The organism is Hugenholtzia roseola DSM 9546 (genome assembly GCF_000422585.1).
Classification (GTDB): domain Bacteria; phylum Bacteroidota; class Bacteroidia; order Cytophagales; family Bernardetiaceae; genus Hugenholtzia; species Hugenholtzia roseola.
This window is the reverse complement of the sequence record NZ_KE383879.1, coordinates 220,401-238,126: the sequence shown is the minus strand read 5'-3', so window position 1 is coordinate 238,126 and position 17,726 is coordinate 220,401. Positions and strand designations below refer to the sequence as shown.

Sequence of the window (17,726 nt, the reverse complement as noted above, 5' to 3'; positions counted from 1 at the left end):
TATCTTTGTCGCAGAGCAAAATGCACGTCGCTTGTGCTTTCTCTTGTTTTTTCATTTTACCGTTTGCTAACACGCATGAAGACCTTTATCCCAGAAAACTTGCCTGTTCCCGTACTGCACGGACACCTTCTTTCGGCGATTGCGCCCCGCCCTATTGCTTTTGCCAGCACCGTAGATAAGCAGGGCAATGTAAATTTAAGTCCTTTTAGTTTTTTTAATGTTTTTGGTGCAAATCCGCCTCTTTTGATTTTTTCGCCTGCCCGTCGTGTGCGCGATAATACGCTCAAACACACCTTAGAAAATGTAAAAGAAGTTCCCGAAGTGGTTATCAATGTGGTTAATTATGCGATAGTGGAGCAGATGTCGCTTGCCAGCACCGAATACGAAAAGGGGGTTAATGAGTTTGTCAAGGCAGGTTTTACGCCTTTGGCTTCGGAGGCAGTACGTCCGCCGCGTGTCAAGGAGTCGCCTGTGCAGTTGGAATGTAAAGTAGAACAGATAATAGAAACGGGTACAGAAGGAGGCGCAGGCAATCTTATCATTTGCAGGGTAGTACGCCTGCATATTGCGCCTGAAGTTTTGAATGAGGCGGGCAGAATAGACCCCCATAAAATAGACTTAGTAGCACGCATGGGAGGCGATTTTTACTGTCGTGCCAGCGGTGCAGCCCTTTTTGAAGTAGAAAAACCCTTAGCGAAAAAAGGCATTGGCATCGATGCGCTGCCGCTCGAAATTCGTCAGAGTAGCGTCCTGACGGGAAATAGCCTTGCCAAACTTGCCAACATAGAAACGCTACCTGCGCTTTCTACCCTAACCCCTACCGCCGAAAATCCTACCGCTCTCACAAAGGAGGAACGCCATGCCCTTGCCCAACAATATTTAGAGAAAGGCGATACGATGGCAGCTTGGTATGTATTGCTTGCCTAATAAATGGCTTGTTTTGCTCTGAATGATTCAAAAAAGATTTTACCCCTGCTATGGCTTCAAAATATAATTCTGACCTCGAAACAACTGCCGCCCCCGACGAAAAAAAGGTGCGCAAGACCCTTAATCCCAATAGCATCTACCTGCCTATTTTGTTTGGCTTGGGCGTGAGTTTGTGGCTTTTTATAGACAAAGTAAGTTTGCCCGATTTCCTTCAAAAACTGCAAGAGGCAAATTGGATTTGGTTTTTTGTGGCTTTCCTCGTGCTTTTGATACGCGACGGCGGCTACATCTACCGTATCCGCGCTATCAGCGATGGAGAGCTTAATTGGAAATCAAGTACATTTATCATTCTTTTATGGGAATTTGCTTCCGCCGTAACCCCTTCGGCAGTAGGAGGAACGGCAGTTGCTATTTTCATTATCAGCAGAGAGGGCATCAAATTTGGGAAGTCGCTCGCCTATGTGATGCTAACGGCACTTTTAGACAACCTCTTTTTTGTCATTTTTGCGCCGATTGCGATTCTGACCGCCAACTTTTACGGCTTTCAGGTCTTCCCCAATGTAGAATTAGAATTTTTAGGCAATTTTTTACAACAATACGGACTCAAAACGATTTTCTATATCAGTTACGGACTTATTGCCTTCTACGCACTCTTTTTCGCTTACGGCTTGTTTATCAATCCGCGTGGCTTTAAATGGTTTTTAATGCGCCTAACAGGTTTGCGCTGGCTGCGACGCTTCCGAAAAAGTGCCAATCAGACAGGCGACGAAATGATTTTGGCAGGAAAATCTATGCGTGGCAAGCCGCTCAACTATTGGCTCAAAGCCTCTTTTTCTACCATCTTCATCTGGTTTGCGCGTTATTTGATGCTCAATGCGCTAATTCAAGCCTTTAATCAATTAGGTAGTTTAGACCACCTCTTTGTCCTTTCGCGCCAAATTGTGATGTGGATAGTGATGCTTGTTTCGCCAACGCCTGGGTCGAGTGGGGCTGCCGAAGGGGTCTTTTGTACCTTCTATGGCGAATATCTGGGCGACTCTTTTTGCACCGCCGTAGGTATCATTTGGCGATTGTATTACTATTATCCTTACCTCATTATCGGTGCTTTGATTCTGCCTTACTGGTTGAAACGCTCGGCTAAGGCGAAACCCTAAATTGGCTACTTGCTTTGCTACTACTAAATCTTTCCTTATTTTTTAATAAAAAATAACAAGATGAAAAACAATTCTGACCTTTCTCCCGAATCTATTGACCGAATTATAGAAATGGCTTGGGAAGACCGCACTCCCTTTGATGCCATTGAAGCGCAGTTTGGGCTGCCCGAAAAGGAAGTCATTGCGCTTATGCGGCGTGAAATTTCGCCTCAATCTTGGCGTAGGTGGCGCAAGCGCGTGCAAGGGCGTGCCACTAAGCACCGTCAGAAGCAGCAGTTTGAGATAGAGGAGGCGCGTTTTAGGTGCAGCAGGCAGCGTGGTATCTCGAACAATAAAATTAGCAAGCGTTAGGATTTGCAGGTTTTTGCAAGCCTTCTTTTTGTTTTCAATGCCTTTATCTTCTTTATTTTCTTCAAAAAGTGAAAACACATCTTGATACTTTATCCGATATTTTAGTTAGAAATAAAAAGGCTTTTCAGTCTTTATTGCCCCAAAACTATGCGCAGGGAAAAGCCTTTTTATTAGATTTATCTATTCACAATCCTATTTTAGTAAATCTTTTAGCGCAAAAAGCCAACTTAGCACAGATGGAAGCGCACATTTGGGCGCAAATTAAAGCAGCAGACGCAGATTTCGGAATAGGCGGCTACAACGAAGAGCGCAGCGTTTATCAACAAAGTGCCGTTTTTGATACCCAAGAAGGTTCGCGCTCCATTCATTTGGGGATTGACATTTGGCTGCCTGCCCAAACGCCTATTTTCGCGCCCTTGTCGGGGAAAGTGCATAGTTTTGCCAACAATGCCGCACAAGGCGATTATGGAGGTACAATTATTTTAGAACACGAATTAGAAAATACCACTTTTTATACTTTATACGGACATCTAAGTTTGGCTTCTCTACAAAATCTGTATGAAGGAAAGCCTTTTGAAAAGGGCGAACTTTTGTGTCGTCTGGGCGAACCTGCCGAAAATGGCGGCTGGGTTGCGCATTTGCATTTTCAAATCATAGCGGATATGTTGGGCAAAAAGGGCGATTTTATCGGCGTAGCACCCAAATCGGAGCGCGATTATTATTTGGCACTTTGTCCGAATCCGATGCTTGTTTTTGATTTTGCACGCTAAAAAACGACCGTATGCTCACCACGCACGAGGCAGCACGCTTGCTCCTCAAATCTTTGGTTTCAAATCTTTCGCCTACCGAAAGGCAACTTTTGAGAAATTATGAGGCACAAGAGCCTGATAATCAATCCTTTATTGAAAATTTAGAAGAAAAGTGGTATGCACAATTAGACCTGCCACTGCCTACTTTTTTAGATGCCCTACCCGAAAAGGAAGATATTTGGGAAGATTTCAAACAATTTAAAGCACAAAAAGAAAAACAAAAATATCAGATAGAAAACAAAGAACGCTTTGTAGAGCCTATCGAGGACGCGCCGCGCCCGAAAAAAAGTTGGAATTTTCAGAGTTTTCGCTTTGTTGTGGCGGCACTTGTTTTGGCGTTGTTTGTGGGTTTCGGCGTGCTGCATTTACAACCCAAGACCACTTTTTTTGAAAACAAGCACCCCAAAGTGCAACATTTTCAGACTGCCGACTTTGCCTTTTCCCTTGCCCCACAAAGCAGTTTGGAGGAAGGTTTGAAGGGCGAGTATTTTTTGAAAGGTACGATACAAAACTTTTATTTTACAGGAAAAAAAACAACTTTGATATTATTTTGTGGTGATATAAAACTTTATTTAGACCAAGCAGCAGGCGATTTTTCTTATCTGCCCCAAAAAAATAGGCTTATTCTGACGCTTAAAAAAGGGCAAATCAGGGTAGAAGACCGAAGGAAGCCCAAAGAGGCGCAAATTTTGAAAGCACCCAAGCAGTGGGAGCAGGATTTTTAGTTTCTGCATTTTCAAATTTGACACGAAATAAAATTTGGCTTAACTTTTTTAGTTCAATCTAATTTCGGACAAGGCAGTGCCTTTTCCCTACCAATTCAGCGCAAATTTTCAACCTTTTTTTACAAAACAAAAAAAACCTACAAGAATACTTGCAGGTTTTCGCATTTTTTTTTAACTTAAAACTTTTCTTTATATGAAAAAGTCAGTACCCAGAGCCGGGGTCGAACCGGCACCGCCTTGCGGCGATTGGTGTTTGAGACCAACGCGTCTACCAATTCCGCCATCTGGGCTTTTTATCACAAACGCTTTCAAATCGTTTTCAAAATTGTTCGTGCGAAATGGTGATGCAAAGGTACAAAGATTTTCCGAACCTGCAAGCGTTTGGGCGAAAAAAAATCAATTTTTTTTCAACTTTTGCCTACTTTGTTGAAAATCAAGCCAATAGCTTGTGGCTTTTTGGTACAAAAGATAAATGAGATAGGCAGATAGCAGCCCTACGATTGCGCCGCCTAAGATGTCGGCGGGGTAATGCACGCCTAAATAAATGCGCGTGTATGAAAAAATAGCCGCCCAAAGCAGAAAAAGAGAACCCAACCAAAGATTGGTGTAAGATTTGGAAAGGGCAATGAGCCTATCTGTCGGATTTTTGAAAAGCAAAAAGATAAAGAAAGCAGTACCAAAAGAAGTGGAAGCGTGCGAAGACACAAAGCCATATTTGCCACCTTTGTAGCCTTGATAAAAATAGACAAGTCCCTCTAAATCAGGACTATGACTGGGGCGCAGCCGCTCGAAAAAGGGCTTAAAGAGGCTTGAAGCAATTTGGTCGGCAAGGGCAATGCTTAGGGCAATGCCTATCAGCGGCAGCCAAAATTGGCTTCGATAGCGCAGCCAAAGCATCAGAAGGGAAAGGGCAAAAAGCGGTGTCCAAATTTTGCGGTGCGTCATTTCCCATATCAGCCCTTCGAGGAGGGGCAGCCGCTGGTGGTGTAGCCATAGAAAGAGGTCTTTATCCAAGCGGTCGAGGGTAGGGAATAGCGAAGTGGATAGTTCGAGAAGCAGGTCGTAGGTCATGGAAAGCGGAAATAAAGGACAAAGGGAAAAGATACAAGAGCAAGTTACGAAAAAAAAGTTTTGGCAGTCGCTAAGATTTTTTATCTTTGCGTTTCACTCTTTCTCATACAGAAGCGGTAGGGCGGAGAAAAACGCGCTTAGTGGGATAAAGCGAGGCTTCGCTTCCCATTTGGCGGCTTTATTTTCCCACTTCATTACTTATCCTTTCCCAATCTACTATCACCTTTCCACGTTGCTCATGAGTCAAGTTGCATCGAACCCCTCTTCTTATCCAGACTTCACCCAAGCCGATTCCGACCTTCTCAAAACCCTTTGTGGTGTTTTTGCACCCGCAGGCAATGAGGGCAAGTTGCGCGATTTTATGTTGGCATATATCGAGGCAAATCAGTCAAAATGGAAGGTCAAGCCGCAGGTGTTTTCGGGTTCGGAATTTCAAGATTGTATTGTGATGGTCTTTGGCACGCCTCGCACTGCCGTTTTTGCGCACCTCGATTCTATCGGCTTTATGGTCAGATACGGCAATGAACTTATCAAAGTTGGCTCGCCTCGCGCCAAAAATGGCTATCAGTTGGTAGGGAAAGATTCACAGGGCGATATTTTGTGTCAAATTGTATTGGAAAAAAGTCTAAAAAAATCGCGTAAAGCCAAAAAGAAAATCGCCCAAAATCCGCATGGGCAGAATCGCCTTTACTATAAATTTGAGCGCGAAATAGAGCGCGGCACCGAACTTGTCTTTGCGCAGGATTATCGCGAAACGGCAGAGTATGTACAGTCTTGTTATTTAGACGACCGTTTGGGCTGTTGGAATGTATTAAAATTAGCCGAAAGTTTGGAAAATGGCATTTTGGTTTTTTCTTGTTATGAAGAAGTAAAAGGCGGAACTGTACCTTTCCTTATCAAGTGGATTTATGAAAATTACAAGATTTCGCAGGCTCTCATTTCGGATATTACTTGGGTAACCGAAGGGGTAAAACATGGAAAGGGCGTTGCTATTTCGATGCGCGATAGCACAATTCCGCGCCGCTCTTTTGTAGAAAAAATCATCAAGATTGCCAAAGAAACCGATATTGCTTTTCAGTTGGAGGTAGAAGAAAGTGGCGGCAGTGATGCCAAAGAGTTGCAAAGTTCGCCCTATCCCATTGATTGGTGTTTTGTAGGCGCACCCGAATCGGGCGTGCATAGCCCCGATGAAAAGGTGCATAAGGCGGATATTCAAGCCATGCTCGACTTGTATCGCGTCTTGATGGATAAATTGTAGTTTTTGCGGAGTTTTGACCTGTTTGTTTTTTTATTATGTTACATCTCAAACTTCCTACTGACCCTCGTTGGGTCGATGTCGCCACGATTAGCATTGCCGACATTCTGACTGACCATGCCTATTGTGAGCAGAAGGCGGCTTCTTCCTGCATTTCTTTGATTGTAGAATATGCCCATTTGGAAGACCTTGTCGATACCCTTACGCCTGTGGTTTCAGAAGAATGGTCGCATTTTGAAATGGTCTTGGAGCAACTTCGCAAGCGCAATCTGCCTTTGGGCAAACAGCGCAGAGATGAGTATGTAGTGGCTTTGCAAAAGCAGGTGCGAAAAGGCGATGTCAAGCACAAACTTACCGACCAACTGTTGGTTTGCGCCCTGATAGAGGCGCGTAGTTGTGAGCGGTTCAAATTGCTTTCCCAAGGGGTAGAAGACCAAGAATTGAAAAAGTTTTATTACGATTTGATGGTTTCGGAAGCGCGTCATTATACCAATTTTATCTCTTTGGCGCGAAAGTACCAAGCGCGTGAGATAGTAGATGCCCGTTGGCAGGAATTTTTAAAAATGGAAGCCGAAATTATAAGTCAGCTAACCTACCGCCCCAATCGGATTCATTAGACCTAACGCATTTTTTAGGCGGGCAGGTGTTGTTACAGCGATAAAAGCCTCAAATGCGTCCCAAACCTAATCAGGTCAAGTTCTAAAAGTTAGATGTTATGGTAGGGACAAGATGCTGCCTTGTCCCTACATTTGAATCTGTTTTTTAGAATTTAACATTACTGCCCTTTGGGGGAGGGTAGGATTCGGAAAGTTGTTTCGAAACACAAAATGCCGCTTTTGCGCTAATTCACCGAAAAAGGCTCGATGTTATTGCCTTCTTGGGGCGAAACGAAGGTCTTTTTGTTTTTCTGTGCTTCGGCTTCATCTTTGAGGCGTTGCGTCTTTTGCTCGTCCATGATGATTTGGTAGTTGTTTAGGATAGCCCCTACCAAAAGATTGAGCAAGAGAAAGGCTGCCAAAATAAACCAGGTAACGTGATAAAAGGTAATGACCGTCGGGCTGCTGTGGATAAGCCCTATTTCGTTTGCCTTGATGAGGTTGTAGCGAAGGTCTGTCCAGTCTTCGCCTGTAAGGGCGCGAAAGAGCGTAAAAAACGTTTCGTCTAATGCTCCGTAGGGGTCGGGTGCAATCGTAGGCGCGTTAGGTGCAAGTTGGTAATATTGCGCTAATTGGGCTTTTTGCTCGGCGGTGGCAGTTTCGGGGGTAGGGAGGCGAAAGAGCGTTACGCCTACAATCGCATAGAGGTACATAAAAATTAGGAAAAACGCCGCATTGTAGGTCAAGGCACTAAAAGAGCGCACCAAAACCGCTACAATTAGCTTTATTTCGGGGGCAGTACGGAAAAGGCGCAACACACGAAAAACGCGCAACACGCGAATCCCCGTTACAAGGGCGGCATCTGCAAACAAACTTTCAGGAATCAGACTAATAATAACAATAAACAAATCAAAGATATTCCAACCATCTTGAAAAAAAGACTTGACACTGCTTCGGGCAAACCAGCGTAGCACAATTTCTAAGGTGAAAATTATTACGGCTATTTGTTGAATCCAGCCAATGAGCGTGTTGGTGAAGTAAGTTTCTACACCAATAAGCGTACAATTTACTAAAATAACAAAAATGATAAAGGCTTCAAAGGTCTGTGAATTAGTCAGACGGCGTGCTTGTTCCTGCATACGACAAAAAGAAAATAGAAGTGAGGAATGGGTTAGAAATTGAAGGGGAATGAAATAAAAGACAGAGGGAAATGTTTTGAAAGAGCAGGCAACCTTTTTTTAAAAACAATCTTTTTTTTAAGCAAAATGTGTAGTATGTCGAATTGCTATGCGAAATTACGAAACATCTTTGTTCGTTGGTGCGCAAAGCCTAAAAAAATTTTAAAAAGCCTATGAACGTTTTTTTTCTCTGGCAGCCTTGCGGCTAAAAAGGTAGATTTTAGAAAGATTAACAACTTTTTTTTACGCCAAGATGAACTTTTTGTGAATAAAGTCCGTTATATCTATCCGAAGTAAACGCAGATGAAACCTTTTTGCAATGCTTTGTTCATATTTCGTTCATATTAAATCAAACAAACCCTTTTTACCCACATGAAAAAAACATTTGTATTCGGTGCTACTTTTGGCAAAAAAATCGCCCTTTCAGCCGCCTTTATCGCCCTTGTGTCGTTTTCAAATTTGGCAGAAGCAAGTCAGCCAAAACAGACCAAAGGTTATTGGGTAGTCGAAAGCAATTTGAATCAGAAAGACAAAACAATTATTCGTTTTTACAACCAAGATAATGAGTTTTTACAGGAGCAAATCTTGGAGGGCAAGCACCTCGAACTCGATGCCAACACTGTCAAAATCCTTAATCAATCGTTGGAATTGTATCTAAAAAGCCAAGCCAAGCTCAAAAACTTGTCTGAAAAAGCCTAAAGGCGCGGATTATCTGACCAAACCCCAATTTTATGCAATCCTTACCAAAACCGCCTATTCTGGGCTGCTCATCAAAAGATGGGCAGTCTTTTTTTGTTTTTTTTAACAAAAATCGCTCATCTTAGTTATCGCTTCAAAAGCTATCATTTCAACCCTTTCATTTCAAACCTCTTAATCAAATTGTTATGGCGCAATACATTCCTTTCGATTCAAAAGTGGAAGTTTTAGGCGAGGCGGTTCTCTCTTTTATCAACGGCATGGGGACTTATGCTGATTTGATGCGCAAAATTTTAGCAGAAGAGGGCATTGCCGAGGTTCGCTCACAGAGTTGGTATCCGCAGGCGGCTTGGCTTTCGGCTTTTCATAGGATAGGCGAAAAATTTGGCTCTAATACACTTTTTGCTATCGGAAAAGCCATTCCCGAAAGTGCCATTTTCCCCAAAGAAATCAACGACCTCGAATCGGCACTACATTCTATTGGTATTGCCTATCAGATGAACCATCGAAATGGTGAAATCGGCTACTACAAACTCGCTGCCTACAATGCCGACCTAAAAATTGCGATTATGGAGTGCAAAAACCCCTACCCAAGTGAATTTGATAGGGGCATTATTACAAGCATGGCACGCCGCTTCAAACCCGAAGGCGCGTTTTTGATGAAAGTGGAATTAGACCCCAACTTGCCCTCGCGCTTGCATGGTGCGGAATCCTGCACGTATCGCATTAGTTGGTAGCAATCAAAATGATTTATTTAAACTTCTTTTCGCCTGCCAAAATTTCTATCGGCAGATGATTTTCTTGGGGCGGAATGGGGCAGTCGTAGGTGTCGTTGTAGGCACAATATGGATTGTATGCAAAATTAAAATCAATCACTACTTTTGTGCCTTTCAAAACAGGTTCTAAATAACGCCCTACTTCATAGGTGGTCTTGCCGTTGGTGGGGTCGGTAAAAGGTAAAAAAAGATAATCTTCTTTGGTTTTTTCCTCTACGCCTTTGTATAAAGTAAGCCTACATTTTTGCCCTTTGAGCGTAAAATCGGCGTAGGCGTAGGTGAGAAGTTTGCGCTTTTTGCCTGTGCTGGTAGGCAGTTCTATTACTTGCTCGTCGGCAGGGGCTAAGGTCAGATTCGCCTCTACACGATAACTGCTATCAGGTGCAAAGTAGGCAAGTCCTTGAAAGTTTTTCTTGTCTTCGCTTTTCAAAGGCGAACCGCTGCCCTTCATAAAGCTATCTTGTTCCTGCCTGTGTTTATTGAGTTCTAACTCTGTTTTGGGTACGCAAGAAGCCGCCATGAGCAAGAGCCAAAGCGGAAGCGCGTAACAAGCCATCAAGTAAGGATTTTTTGTTTTCATTTTGTCGCGATAAAATTGTATTAAAGTTTGATAACAAAAATATATTTTCAATTTTTGCTTTCTACCCTTCAAAGAGATAAACGCCTAAGTGCAGAAAAAGTCTTTGAAGGGCATATTTTTTTCGCAAGGTAGCGCGAAAATCGGGACAAAGTTAGCGCAAATTTTAGGATAAAAGTCGTAAAAAGCCTATTTTTGACCCCTCAAAAATGTAGCGCGAAATTCAACGCCACTGTTTGTGTCCCTACAAACTACACAATTTTATTTTTTCTTTTGTTTCACATATTTTTTTATACCACAAAAACTGACCTATGAAATTCTCTTTCATTCTTTTTTATGTCCCTTTTCCCGACTTGCTTTCGGCAGAAAAAGCCATCAGTGCGCTACTAAACTTGCGCCTCATTGCTTGCGCCAACGTCTATCAGGCGCAAAGTTTTTACCATTGGCAGGGCGCAATAGCCAACGAGGGCGAGCAGGTAGCCTATTTAAAGACCCTCCCCGAAAAAGCAGCAGAGGTAGCCACTGTTTTAGAGAAATTGCACCCCTATCAAGTTCCTTGCATTGCACAAACGGAAATGATTTGCAACGAAAGTTATTTTAAATGGCTTTCTAAGCAGGTGAGAAGTGAGATTTAGAAAAAGCCAACATCAAACTTTCAAACCAACGATTTGCGCAAAGCAAGCGCGTAGCCGTAATGTAGTCCCTCGTGTGTATTATTGAAAGTGATAGCCCCCTCGATGCTGCCCAACACAAAACCGAAACTGGTTGTGTAGGTTTGAAAATTCTCAAAGATGCCATTTTGGTAGTCTTGCTCAAAAAGCGCGATGAGCGAAAGGGCTTTTTCCTTTAAAAATGTCACTTCTTCTGCTGTAATGGGAACTTCAGGTTTTGTCCCTTTTCGGAATTTTTCTATCCAAATGGGGTCTAAATGGGGTTTGTTGCCCGTTAGGGAGTAGCAAAGTAGCTGTTGTGTAACGACAAGATGCCCAAAGTTCCAGATAAGGTTATTAGAAAAACCAGCAGGAATTTGGTTTAATTCCTCAATTGTGTGCTTTTCCATTAAAGCCATGAAATTTTGGCGCGTCGTTTTTAAAACAGAAAGAGCAAGTGTGAGATTCATACTTGTTTTTTTAGAAAAATAAAAAAAATGGAACGTTTTGAAAAAACACTTTGAGGGCGGAGATTATAGGCAGAAATTAGGGGTAGGAATCGGGAAGGAATAATCAGACTTTCTACCCCAAAGACAGCCTTTCTCTTGTATGTAAGAAAAAAGAGAAACTAAGGCAATTTAGGAGGGATTTGCCACACGTTCATACACGCCCATCTTACTAAACTTTTCGATGCGTCGGTGCTTCAAAAGTATGGGTTCGAGCTTTTGTAGGGCTTCGGTTTCGGTTAGGATAAAATCCTTTACTTTTTGGATAATTGCCTGCGAATTACGGTGTGCGCCCCCAAGTGGCTCTTCGATGATACCATCAATAAGCCCTGCGGCGAGCATGTCTTGTGCCGTCAGTTTGAGTGCGTCGGCGGCTTGCTCTTTGTAGTCCCAACTGCGCCAAAGGATAGAGGAGCAGGATTCGGGCGAAATAACCGAGTACCAAGTATTTTCCAACATCATCACCTTATCGCCGATAGCAATGCCCAACGCGCCACCACTTGCCCCCTCGCCAATGATAATGCAAATAATAGGCACAGAGAGGCGAAACATCTCTTTGAGGTTGCGTGCAATGGCTTCACCCTGTCCGCGCTCTTCGGCTTCTATTCCGGGAAAGGCACCGGGAGTGTCGATAAAACAGACAATAGGCACGCCAAACTTATCTGCCATCTGCATCAGGCGCAGTGCCTTGCGATAGCCTTCGGGATTGGGCATGCCAAAGTTGCGGAATTGGCGTTCTTTGGTATTCCTGCCCTTTTGATGCCCTAAAAGTAAGAACGATTTGCCCTCGATGCGTGCCAAACCACCGACTAAGGCTTTGTCATCTCTGACTCCTCTATCGCCATGTAGCTCGATAAAATCTTGCGCCATGCCTGCAATGTAGTCAAGCGTGTAAGGGCGTTCGGGGTGGCGTGAAAGCTGGACACGCTGCCAACGCGTTAGGTTTTGAAAGGTCTCTCTTTTGAGGTTATCGATGCGCTCCTCTAAGGCTTGTGCCGCCGAGCTTACATCAATCTGATTTTCAGCAGCCAAGCGTTTCATTTCTGCCAACTTGCTTTCTAATTCGGCGATGGGTTTTTCAAAATCGAGCATGAATTTGGGTAGCATCTAAGGTAGGAAAGGCTTTTTCTAAATGTTTAGACCAAAGAAAAAAAAGCATATTAAGGCTGCAAAGATGCAACTTTTATACACAAACGACAAATCTATGCTTCCTTTTTTGCGAAAAAGCCCCACCGCATTTTGCTTATCTCAAAGGCAGGGACTATCTCAAAAGCAATTTTGTAGGATACTTTTCGTAACTTTGTAAAGCCAAAAGAGTTAGAAAAAAAAGCGTTTGGCTGTATAAGAAGTTGGCTTAATCGCTTGTTCCCTTCAAAAAATAGCCCCAATCGCACTTTCTTTATCTTCATCCACTTCCTTCTGATGCAATTTACAAAAGACGATATACTCAAAGCCCTTTCTACGGTAGAAGACCCCGACTTGAAAAAAGACTTGGTAACGCTCGGTATGATACAGGGTTTGGAAATAGAACCCGACGTAGTGCGCTTCTCCGTAGTCCTGACCACGCCCGCCTGCCCTTTGAAAGAACTTATCCGCAATAATTGTGAAGAGGCGGTTCGCAAGGTCATTGGCGATATGATGCGCCTCGAAATCAAGATGACTTCCAGCGTAACTTCGGTGCGTACAGGTGCGATTCTGCCCAAGGTGAAAAATGTAATTGCCATTGCCTCTGGAAAAGGAGGGGTCGGCAAATCTACCGTCGCTTCAAATTTAGCCGTAACCTTAGCCGAAATGGGCGCGAAAGTTGGGCTTATTGATGCCGACATTTATGGTCCGTCTGTCCCTACTATGTTCAACTGCGAAACGGCGCGTCCGGGCGTAAGGCAGGAAGGCGAAAAATATATCCTCATTCCTTACGAACGCTATGGCGTAAAACTGCTCTCTATTGGCTTTATGGCTCCGCCCGATGAGGCTGTCGTTTGGCGGGGACCTATGGCAAGTTCGGCTTTGCGCCAATTTTTAGCTGATGCCGATTGGGGCGAATTGGACTATTTATTGATAGATTTACCTCCGGGAACGTCCGACATTCACCTTACTTTGGTACAAACCGTACCCGTTACGGGGGCTGTTGTCGTTACGACTCCACAAAAAGTAGCCTTAGCCGATGCCCAGAAAGGACTTATGATGTTCACGCGCAAGCCTATCAATGTTCCAATTTTGGGCATTATAGAAAATATGTCGTACTTTACCCCTGCCGAATTGCCCGAAAACAAATATTATCTTTTCGGCAAAGATGGCGGCAAGGTCTTGGCACAGCGCAACGAAGTTCCCTTTTTGGGCGAAATTCCCTTAGTGCAGCAGATTCGCGAAGGCGGCGATGCGGGAATCCCTGTCGCAATGGAAGAAAGCTCTATTGTATCGGAAGCCTTTAAAAATTTGGCAGAAAAATTGGCACAAAATATCGCCATTCGAAACGCCGAAATTGCGGCGACCAAACGTGTGGAAATTGTAGAATAGTGGCTTCTACAAATCGAAACCCAAAGGGGCTTCAAGACCCTTTGGGTTTGCAATCTTTTCTCTTTACAATTCCTAACCTCAACTTTTAGACAAGATGAACCCACTCGAACAAGGATTTGATGCGGCTCTTTTGCAGCGCATAGAAACCGCCCTCGATACCGTCCGCCCTTATCTTTTGGCAGATGGTGGCAATGTGCAGGTATTGGAACTTACGCCCGAAGGCACTTTACGGCTCGAAATGATAGGGGCTTGTGGCTCTTGCCCTGCCTCTCCCATGACTTTGAAGGCAGGCATCGAGCAGGCTATTTTCAGTGCCGTACCCGAAGTAAAGAAGGTAGAAGCGGTCAATGTGTCCTTCGACCAACTCCTTCAACGTTAGGTTTCTTTTTAAGACTTTATTTTAAATTTTACTAAAATTATTTCGCTTTTGTATAATATGAAAACTATTTTTTATTTTGCTTGCTTAACCTTTGGTCTGGTCTTTTTGTTGTCTTCTTTTGCCAAACCGACGCAGCCCCAAGATGGCGGCAGTTATCGCCTTTCCTTGCAAGATTTGATGCAAATTCATAAAAGCCGCAATCCGCAAAACATAGACGCTCAAATTACGGATAGGAAATGGATTTATATTAGTTCTGAAAAAGAAGGAAAAAATCAGATAGATATGTGGTCGTATGAGGTGTATTATCACCAAGTTCGCGCCATGTTGCTGAATATTTTTAGCTCCGAAAGTGGAATACAAAATAATCAGACCCAACTGCACCTATTCCACAAAGAAGATAGCGAGCAACTTATTTCGGAATTAGAAGGAGCGCAATTCAAGAAAGTGCGCGAAAAAATAGAAAATAATCAAACTTATTTGCGCTATCAAAACGAGGAATTTGTTGTGTTTATTCTGATAGATGCAAGCCAAACGCTCCCTTATCGCTTTACTTTGGCAAGCCTAAAATAGACGTGGCTATTCATTTCTGTTTTCCTATTTTTGTGTCGTTTCAACTCTTTTTCTATGCACGAAGACTTACAATTCTTTTGGCAACGCCTTTTGGAAGACCGCCAATTAGCTTTTTATATGGGCGGACTTACGCTCTGCCTAATTTTGTTATTGGTTTTGTTTGTAAAGGTCTTACTCACCCCTTCGCCCCAAACGCGCAGCGAAAACCTCACCCAAAACTTTTTAGCCACTACTTTAAGTGACGACTTTTTGCGCAACTTAGAAAAAATAACGCATCAGGCACGTACTGCCCTGCAAGATTTGGAAGAAAAAGCCAACGAGCAAAACCAGCTCATAGAAGCACAAACGGAAAAGTTGGAACAACTCCAAGCGGCACTTTTGGCAGAGGGCGCAAGCGAAGCGCAGGTATTGGAAGCGAAAAAGCCTTTCCGCTTTCCTTGGCTTGTCTTTGTTGGCGGAATCGTCTTAGGGGCAGGCTTGGGCGTGGGTGGGGTTCTTTTCTACTTTTATTGGTAAAATTTTATTGGTAAAAAATCGTCCTTCGCTTTTTAGATTTGAGGTGGAATTTGCGCCTTCAAGCGGTTCATCTCCTCTCTGTGTCTTTCTACCAAACGCTCCATCGTGAGTTTTTGCGCCCTAACAAGCTCCTCGGTACGTGTGCGCTGCTCAATTAGCTCTTTGCTTTGCGTAACAAGCATCTCTTCCTGCATTTTATTGAGCGAAATATCAACCATTACAAAGATGTAGCCTTTTAGATTATCGTTCATATCATAAGTAGCCATACCAAAGAGATTGACCCAAATTTCTATCGCGCCCTTTCCTAAAATGGTAGTGGAAGCGTTCCAAAGTTTGCGGTTTTCCATCAAAGCTAACCCTTCCTGCCACTCGATTTCGTTGCTGAAAAGCGGCAGAACAGAACGGTCTAAAAGTTCGCTACTTTCATAGTCTAATTGGGTAAGCAGTAGGGTATTGACAAAGGTGATGCGTTTTTGGTGGTTTGCCTCTAAAATAAAAAATGCCGTTTCGAAGAGTTGATTGCGAAGCTGCAATTCGCGCTGAATACGCATGACCTCCTCTTGGGTAGCGGTAAGCTCTTCCATGTTTTGGCGCATCTCCTCCTCTTGTGCTGTCATTTGTTGCGCCAATTCTTGCGACTCGCGTAGCAACTTTTCGTTTATTTCGTTGTTGCGAATGATGGAAAGCATAGAGGCGATATTTTCACCTGCATTTTGTACAAATTCAATTTCGTAGTCTTCTAACTCTTTGAAAGAAGCAAGTTCAATCATACCATAAGTAACGCCATTGAGTTGCATGGGCATAATCAAGACGGCTCGCGGCAGAGCTTTTCCCAAGCCAGAGGTAATGCGAATGTAGTCTTCGGGTACTTCTTTGAGGTACAAAAAGCCCCCTTCTTTCCATGTCTGCCCCGTAAGACCTTCGCCTTTTTGTAGTTTTTGGGAAATAAATTTCTTTTTTCCCCAAGCATAACAGGCGATAAGTTCTAAAAAATGGTCGTCTTCGGTTGTCATAAAAAGTGCGCCCTGATTGGCGTTCAGATAAGTAACCAGCGTTTGGATAAGCCGCTCTGCCATCTGTGCCAGTGAAAGGTTGTTTTGTTTGAGGATGTCGGCAATGAGAGTTGCACCCTCATTTTTCCAGCTTCGCTCGGCTTCTTTGTGGGCGGCTTCTTGTAGGTTGTGGCGCATTTGCAAAAGGGAATTTCCCAACACATCTTGTTCGCCCAAAGGCTCGAAGTCTATTTCATAGCTGCCCTTTCCGATACTTTCGGCAAAAGTCGAGGTGCGTCTGATGCCCTTTACTAACCGTTGCAAAGCCTCTTCCATTTCCGAAATTTCGTCTTGGTAGTCTATTTTACGCATTTCGGTAAGCAAAATTCCCCTGCTCAAACGCTTGATGTCCTCGCTGATGTATGCCAAACGTTCTGTAATAGATTTTGCCAAAAAGAAAGCCAAAATAAAACCTACTACCAAGCCCACAAGCATCACCAAGACCGATTGATTGCGCAGTTGTGTAACACTTTGCAGGCTCTGTTTCTGAAAGATAAGAAAGGTTTGTGAATTGTTTTCTATCAGAAAATAAAGATTTTTTTCTAAATCGTCGTATAAAACTTGTATCTGACTGATTTGCTGCTGAAATTCGTCTGTTTGGGCATACAAAAGCCGCTCTTGCGCATTGCGCCCCCGCAGGCGTAGCAATAGCGTTTTTTGCAATTCGATAAACCTATCGAAGCGTGCAAAGGCAGAATCGAGCTGGACACTGCCCTGCTCATCACGCCATTCCCATTGGGCGGCTAAGGTTTCGAGATTGGCACGCTGTTGCGGATAATCGCTGCTGTATAGCTCTTGCAGGGTTTGGTAAGATTCCTTGCTAATTTTTTCGTTTTTAAAATAACTATGCTCCAAAGTTAGGCGCAAAGTACGCCCTGCCAATACGCGAAACTCTTTCAGAGCCTCGATGCTGGGTTGGAGAACGTCCTGATTGACCTCCGTAGTAGCCAAATTTTTGTTTAATTGTACCACTACCATAATCCCACTAATGAGGATAAGCAAAATCAAGAGTGCGAAACCGCCGAAAATGCGCTGCCAAATGCCAAGTTTGAGCATATCAAGAGTAATTCTGTATGAAGAAGTGTGTAAGGCGCACCATAGCCCTATCAGGGCTGCCTTTTTGCAAGATTACCGAAAATTTCTCTAAAATAGGTATTTCAGATGATAAACACAAAAAATAAGTCGAGAAATCAGACCAAAAGCCCAATAAAAAAGCCGAGTAGGGACAAATTTGCGCCTGACTCCAAAGGTGAACATTTCTGACCTTCTTCCCATTTTACAAAGTTGCTTGTAAGATTTGGGCAAGGGTGCTACAAAGGGTCTAATAAAACAAGGTGTCTAATAAAAACAAGTTGTCTAACAAAAGGGCTTCGAAACCCTATTAGTGCGCATAAGTTCCTAATAGGGTCAGAAAAGGGGAC

Annotated in this window: 20 protein-coding genes and 1 tRNA gene; 14 read left to right on the top strand and 7 right to left on the bottom strand. The window is 43.4% G+C overall.

The window, feature by feature from the left end; all coding sequences use genetic code 11:
• The first annotated feature begins 75 nt into the window (after window positions 1–75).
• The 5 genes from G500_RS0111450 (at window position 76) to G500_RS0111430 (ending at window position 3,966) form a co-directional block, all read left to right on the top strand.
• The gene (locus tag G500_RS0111450; RefSeq protein WP_027002656.1) at window positions 76–927 is read left to right on the top strand and encodes a flavin reductase family protein; all 852 of its coding nucleotides are present in this window, start codon (window positions 76–78) and stop codon (window positions 925–927) included.
• 50 nt (window positions 928–977) lie between these two features.
• Complete coding sequence (locus G500_RS0111445) at window positions 978–2,081, top strand: lysylphosphatidylglycerol synthase transmembrane domain-containing protein (RefSeq protein WP_027002655.1); 1,104 nt, start codon at window positions 978–980, stop codon at window positions 2,079–2,081.
• Between the two features lie 60 nt (window positions 2,082–2,141).
• Entirely contained in the window at window positions 2,142–2,432 is a 291-nt protein-coding gene (locus G500_RS0111440) for a TIGR03643 family protein (protein ID WP_027002654.1), read from the top strand.
• Between the two features lie 68 nt (window positions 2,433–2,500).
• Window positions 2,501–3,202 carry a peptidoglycan DD-metalloendopeptidase family protein gene (locus tag G500_RS23315; RefSeq protein ID WP_051203485.1) on the top strand — a complete coding sequence of 234 codons (702 nt, stop codon included), beginning with the start codon at window positions 2,501–2,503 and terminating at the stop codon, window positions 3,200–3,202.
• An 11-nt stretch (window positions 3,203–3,213) separates the two neighbouring features.
• The gene (locus tag G500_RS0111430; protein WP_027002653.1) at window positions 3,214–3,966 is read left to right on the top strand and encodes a hypothetical protein; all 753 of its coding nucleotides are present in this window, start codon (window positions 3,214–3,216) and stop codon (window positions 3,964–3,966) included.
• 206 nt (window positions 3,967–4,172) lie between these two features.
• Here the strand turns inward: G500_RS0111430 and G500_RS0111420 are convergent.
• Window positions 4,173–4,256, bottom strand: a tRNA-Leu gene (locus G500_RS0111420).
• A gap of 106 nt (window positions 4,257–4,362) precedes the next feature.
• Window positions 4,363–5,037, bottom strand: a complete 675-nt coding sequence (locus G500_RS23310) for a phosphatase PAP2 family protein (protein ID WP_051203483.1) — start codon at window positions 5,035–5,037, stop codon at window positions 4,363–4,365.
• Between the two features lie 238 nt (window positions 5,038–5,275).
• Here G500_RS23310 and G500_RS23305 point away from each other — a divergent pair, with 238 nt between their 5' ends.
• On the top strand, window positions 5,276–6,295 hold the full coding sequence (locus tag G500_RS23305; RefSeq protein ID WP_051203538.1) for a M20/M25/M40 family metallo-hydrolase: 1,020 nt from the start codon (window positions 5,276–5,278) through the stop codon (window positions 6,293–6,295).
• A gap of 35 nt (window positions 6,296–6,330) precedes the next feature.
• Window positions 6,331–6,909, top strand: coding sequence for a MiaE family protein (locus G500_RS0111405; protein ID WP_027002652.1), 579 nt, complete (start codon window positions 6,331–6,333; stop codon window positions 6,907–6,909).
• A 224-nt stretch (window positions 6,910–7,133) separates the two neighbouring features.
• Here the strand turns inward: G500_RS0111405 and G500_RS23300 are convergent, their stop codons facing one another.
• Window positions 7,134–8,027: an ion transporter gene (locus G500_RS23300; protein WP_086047889.1), complete on the bottom strand. Its 894-nt coding sequence runs from the start codon at window positions 8,025–8,027 to the stop codon at window positions 7,134–7,136.
• Between the two features lie 411 nt (window positions 8,028–8,438).
• Here G500_RS23300 and G500_RS0111395 point away from each other — a divergent pair, with 411 nt between their 5' ends.
• Window positions 8,439–8,765 carry a hypothetical protein gene (locus tag G500_RS0111395; RefSeq protein ID WP_027002651.1) on the top strand — a complete coding sequence of 109 codons (327 nt, stop codon included), beginning with the start codon at window positions 8,439–8,441 and terminating at the stop codon, window positions 8,763–8,765.
• Window positions 8,766–8,950: 185 nt separating this feature from the next.
• The gene (locus tag G500_RS0111390; protein ID WP_027002650.1) at window positions 8,951–9,499 is read left to right on the top strand and encodes a hypothetical protein; all 549 of its coding nucleotides are present in this window, start codon (window positions 8,951–8,953) and stop codon (window positions 9,497–9,499) included.
• Window positions 9,500–9,512: 13 nt separating this feature from the next.
• Here the strand turns inward: G500_RS0111390 and G500_RS0111385 are convergent, their stop codons facing one another.
• Window positions 9,513–10,118 carry a DUF1684 domain-containing protein gene (locus G500_RS0111385; RefSeq protein WP_154657131.1) on the bottom strand — a complete coding sequence of 202 codons (606 nt, stop codon included), beginning with the start codon at window positions 10,116–10,118 and terminating at the stop codon, window positions 9,513–9,515.
• Window positions 10,119–10,426: 308 nt separating this feature from the next.
• Here G500_RS0111385 and cutA point away from each other — a divergent pair, with 308 nt between their 5' ends.
• Window positions 10,427–10,750 carry a divalent-cation tolerance protein CutA gene (gene cutA, locus G500_RS0111380; protein ID WP_027002648.1) on the top strand — a complete coding sequence of 108 codons (324 nt, stop codon included), beginning with the start codon at window positions 10,427–10,429 and terminating at the stop codon, window positions 10,748–10,750.
• A 20-nt stretch (window positions 10,751–10,770) separates the two neighbouring features.
• Here cutA and G500_RS0111375 read toward each other — a convergent pair whose 3' ends face one another.
• Together G500_RS0111375 and G500_RS0111370 are read right to left on the bottom strand one after the other, a co-directional pair.
• Window positions 10,771–11,235 (bottom strand): DinB family protein, encoded by a 465-nt coding sequence (locus tag G500_RS0111375; protein WP_027002647.1) that lies wholly within the window; start codon window positions 11,233–11,235, stop codon window positions 10,771–10,773.
• Window positions 11,236–11,403: 168 nt separating this feature from the next.
• On the bottom strand, window positions 11,404–12,378 hold the full coding sequence (locus G500_RS0111370; RefSeq protein WP_027002646.1) for an acetyl-CoA carboxylase carboxyltransferase subunit alpha: 975 nt from the start codon (window positions 12,376–12,378) through the stop codon (window positions 11,404–11,406).
• A gap of 315 nt (window positions 12,379–12,693) precedes the next feature.
• On the opposite strand from G500_RS0111370, the gene G500_RS0111360 reads away from it, so the two are divergent.
• The 4 genes from G500_RS0111360 (at window position 12,694) to G500_RS0111345 (ending at window position 15,253) form a co-directional block, all read left to right on the top strand.
• A complete protein-coding gene (locus G500_RS0111360) occupies window positions 12,694–13,788 on the top strand; it encodes an Mrp/NBP35 family ATP-binding protein (RefSeq protein ID WP_027002644.1) in 1,095 nt (364 codons plus the stop codon).
• 94 nt (window positions 13,789–13,882) lie between these two features.
• On the top strand, window positions 13,883–14,167 hold the full coding sequence (locus tag G500_RS0111355) for a NifU family protein (protein WP_035757169.1): 285 nt from the start codon (window positions 13,883–13,885) through the stop codon (window positions 14,165–14,167).
• A 57-nt stretch (window positions 14,168–14,224) separates the two neighbouring features.
• The gene (locus G500_RS0111350; RefSeq protein ID WP_027002642.1) at window positions 14,225–14,737 is read left to right on the top strand and encodes a hypothetical protein; all 513 of its coding nucleotides are present in this window, start codon (window positions 14,225–14,227) and stop codon (window positions 14,735–14,737) included.
• 54 nt (window positions 14,738–14,791) lie between these two features.
• A complete protein-coding gene (locus G500_RS0111345) occupies window positions 14,792–15,253 on the top strand; it encodes a hypothetical protein (protein ID WP_027002641.1) in 462 nt (153 codons plus the stop codon).
• A gap of 32 nt (window positions 15,254–15,285) precedes the next feature.
• Here the strand turns inward: G500_RS0111345 and G500_RS0111340 are convergent, their stop codons facing one another.
• The gene (locus tag G500_RS0111340) at window positions 15,286–17,361 is read right to left on the bottom strand and encodes a GAF domain-containing protein (protein ID WP_027002640.1); all 2,076 of its coding nucleotides are present in this window, start codon (window positions 17,359–17,361) and stop codon (window positions 15,286–15,288) included.
• Window positions 17,362–17,726: the final 365 nt, after the last annotated feature.

What these genes read in the sequence shown, in the direction of transcription:
- G500_RS0111355 (WP_035757169.1), top strand. Translation starts at nt 13,883, where the DNA reads ATGAACCCACTCGAACAAGGATTTGATGCGGCTCTTTTGCAGCGCATA.
- cutA (WP_027002648.1), top strand. Translation starts at nt 10,427, where the DNA reads ATGAAATTCTCTTTCATTCTTTTTTATGTCCCTTTTCCCGACTTGCTT.
- G500_RS23305 (WP_051203538.1), top strand. Translation starts at nt 5,276, where the DNA reads ATGAGTCAAGTTGCATCGAACCCCTCTTCTTATCCAGACTTCACCCAA.
- G500_RS0111450 (WP_027002656.1), top strand. Translation starts at nt 76, where the DNA reads ATGAAGACCTTTATCCCAGAAAACTTGCCTGTTCCCGTACTGCACGGA.
- G500_RS0111370 (WP_027002646.1), bottom strand. Translation starts at nt 12,378, where the DNA reads ATGCTACCCAAATTCATGCTCGATTTTGAAAAACCCATCGCCGAATTA.
- G500_RS0111385 (WP_154657131.1), bottom strand. Translation starts at nt 10,118, where the DNA reads ATGAAAACAAAAAATCCTTACTTGATGGCTTGTTACGCGCTTCCGCTT.
- G500_RS0111350 (WP_027002642.1), top strand. Translation starts at nt 14,225, where the DNA reads ATGAAAACTATTTTTTATTTTGCTTGCTTAACCTTTGGTCTGGTCTTT.
- G500_RS0111340 (WP_027002640.1), bottom strand. Translation starts at nt 17,361, where the DNA reads ATGCTCAAACTTGGCATTTGGCAGCGCATTTTCGGCGGTTTCGCACTC.
- G500_RS0111390 (WP_027002650.1), top strand. Translation starts at nt 8,951, where the DNA reads ATGGCGCAATACATTCCTTTCGATTCAAAAGTGGAAGTTTTAGGCGAG.
- G500_RS23300 (WP_086047889.1), bottom strand. Translation starts at nt 8,027, where the DNA reads ATGCAGGAACAAGCACGCCGTCTGACTAATTCACAGACCTTTGAAGCC.
- G500_RS0111430 (WP_027002653.1), top strand. Translation starts at nt 3,214, where the DNA reads ATGCTCACCACGCACGAGGCAGCACGCTTGCTCCTCAAATCTTTGGTT.
- G500_RS0111395 (WP_027002651.1), top strand. Translation starts at nt 8,439, where the DNA reads ATGAAAAAAACATTTGTATTCGGTGCTACTTTTGGCAAAAAAATCGCC.
- G500_RS23310 (WP_051203483.1), bottom strand. Translation starts at nt 5,037, where the DNA reads ATGACCTACGACCTGCTTCTCGAACTATCCACTTCGCTATTCCCTACC.
- G500_RS0111345 (WP_027002641.1), top strand. Translation starts at nt 14,792, where the DNA reads ATGCACGAAGACTTACAATTCTTTTGGCAACGCCTTTTGGAAGACCGC.
- G500_RS0111440 (WP_027002654.1), top strand. Translation starts at nt 2,142, where the DNA reads ATGAAAAACAATTCTGACCTTTCTCCCGAATCTATTGACCGAATTATA.
- G500_RS0111360 (WP_027002644.1), top strand. Translation starts at nt 12,694, where the DNA reads ATGCAATTTACAAAAGACGATATACTCAAAGCCCTTTCTACGGTAGAA.
- G500_RS0111375 (WP_027002647.1), bottom strand. Translation starts at nt 11,235, where the DNA reads ATGAATCTCACACTTGCTCTTTCTGTTTTAAAAACGACGCGCCAAAAT.
- G500_RS0111405 (WP_027002652.1), top strand. Translation starts at nt 6,331, where the DNA reads ATGTTACATCTCAAACTTCCTACTGACCCTCGTTGGGTCGATGTCGCC.
- G500_RS0111445 (WP_027002655.1), top strand. Translation starts at nt 978, where the DNA reads ATGGCTTCAAAATATAATTCTGACCTCGAAACAACTGCCGCCCCCGAC.